This window comes from Aeromonas sp. ZOR0002 (genome assembly GCF_963866995.1).
Lineage (GTDB): Bacteria > Pseudomonadota > Gammaproteobacteria > Enterobacterales > Aeromonadaceae > Aeromonas > Aeromonas caviae.
In genome coordinates this window covers 1-1,262 of the sequence record NZ_CAWMFQ010000032.1, presented here as the reverse complement: position 1 = coordinate 1,262, position 1,262 = coordinate 1, and the positions used below count along the sequence as shown (strand labels likewise).

Genomic DNA, 1,262 nt, shown 5'->3' with positions numbered 1-1,262 from the left:
TAAACTACCTTCAAAAGGGTCATTGAGTTCTTCGACTAAAGATATCCTGAATGTCGGATTTTCAAAATATTCAACCCCTAGATAACTCATATATTTAAATGCTGTATTCACTTAAAGCCCCCCCGTGTAGTAATACGGGGGGAATTCTACCCGCATGGCTCCCAGAGCGTCCACAACGAAAAGGGGGCTTGCGCCCCCCGCCCTGCCTACTCGATGCCTAGCTTCTTCCGCCATCCTTCCTGGGCAGTTCCCCAGGTGGATGCGGTATTCATGCTTGGCCGACTGCGGATAGCCTCAGCTCTTCCATCAACCAAGCCATGGCGTCCTCCTGGTTCTTGAAGGTTCTGACATTCTGCTGCTTTATGTTGGGTACTCGCTCAATCGCGATGTCGTGTAGTACCTGGGATCTGATGACATGAGCTTTAGCGACCATCTTCTGGCCGTTGAGCCAACCATTGAAGTCATTAGCTGTACTGAGAGCCTCATCGGTGCCGCCCTCGTAGCTTCTTGTATCGACGAGGAAGCAGAACGGACGACCGTCAAGGCTGGCGATGAGAGACTTCACGCTGTCAACCCAAATCCTGCAACCTTCCGAGTTGAACGCCCCTATCAGTTGGCTTTGGATCACTTGTTCAGAAATGCTGGAGGTATGTTTGCCATGAGCAATAACGGGCCCCATCCGAACCTATCCCCATGTTTTTATGTGTGTGTTGAATTATCTTGCATTCAACTGAAAACGTTTGCAAGCCTGTCCAGATCAGGAAAAAGGGGGCTTGCGCCCCCTCCCCTGTCTACTTGATACCTAGTTTCTTCCGCCAGTGGAAGGCTTCCTTCTGCTTCTCTGACAGCTCGGCCTGGATGATGGCCAGCGCCTCGATCCTCCTTCTGTCGAACATGACGCCATTCGGTGCGATCAGGCAGTCATTCTTCATCCGCCATCCCTTCCACTCCTTGAAAATCGTGGGCAGCTCCCGCCCAGATGCCATACGCATAAGCCGTTTATAGACAGGTGGGATCTCTTTACCCTTATCCCAATTTGTGACCTGCCTCACAGAAACGAAACATAGATTTGCCGTCTCCTCTTCCGATAAACCGCATTCAAACCAACGAAAAATGAAGTTTTTGGTCAACTCTCGTTCCATCCAAGTAAATACCTGATAAACCAGCAAAATTGCGTGGGCTGGCTTATCGGCGGGCTTCACATGGGCATTTAACCAAACGCGACATTATGCGCAGTCATGCATGTAGATAACACAAAGGGG

At 50.2% G+C, this 1,262-nt stretch carries 2 protein-coding genes; both read right to left on the bottom strand.

The features are described 5' to 3' along the window. Positions 1–268: 268 nt before the first annotated feature. Positions 269–679, bottom strand: coding sequence for a hypothetical protein (locus AACR77_RS02265; protein ID WP_042877955.1), 411 nt, complete (start codon positions 677–679; stop codon positions 269–271). 112 nt (positions 680–791) lie between these two features. Next, the gene (locus tag AACR77_RS02260; RefSeq protein WP_042877952.1) at positions 792–1,142 is read right to left on the bottom strand and encodes a DUF3653 domain-containing protein; all 351 of its coding nucleotides are present in this window, start codon (positions 1,140–1,142) and stop codon (positions 792–794) included. Positions 1,143–1,262: the final 120 nt, after the last annotated feature.

What these genes read in the sequence shown, in the direction of transcription:
- AACR77_RS02265 (WP_042877955.1), bottom strand. Translation starts at nt 679, where the DNA reads ATGGGGCCCGTTATTGCTCATGGCAAACATACCTCCAGCATTTCTGAA.
- AACR77_RS02260 (WP_042877952.1), bottom strand. Translation starts at nt 1,142, where the DNA reads ATGGAACGAGAGTTGACCAAAAACTTCATTTTTCGTTGGTTTGAATGC.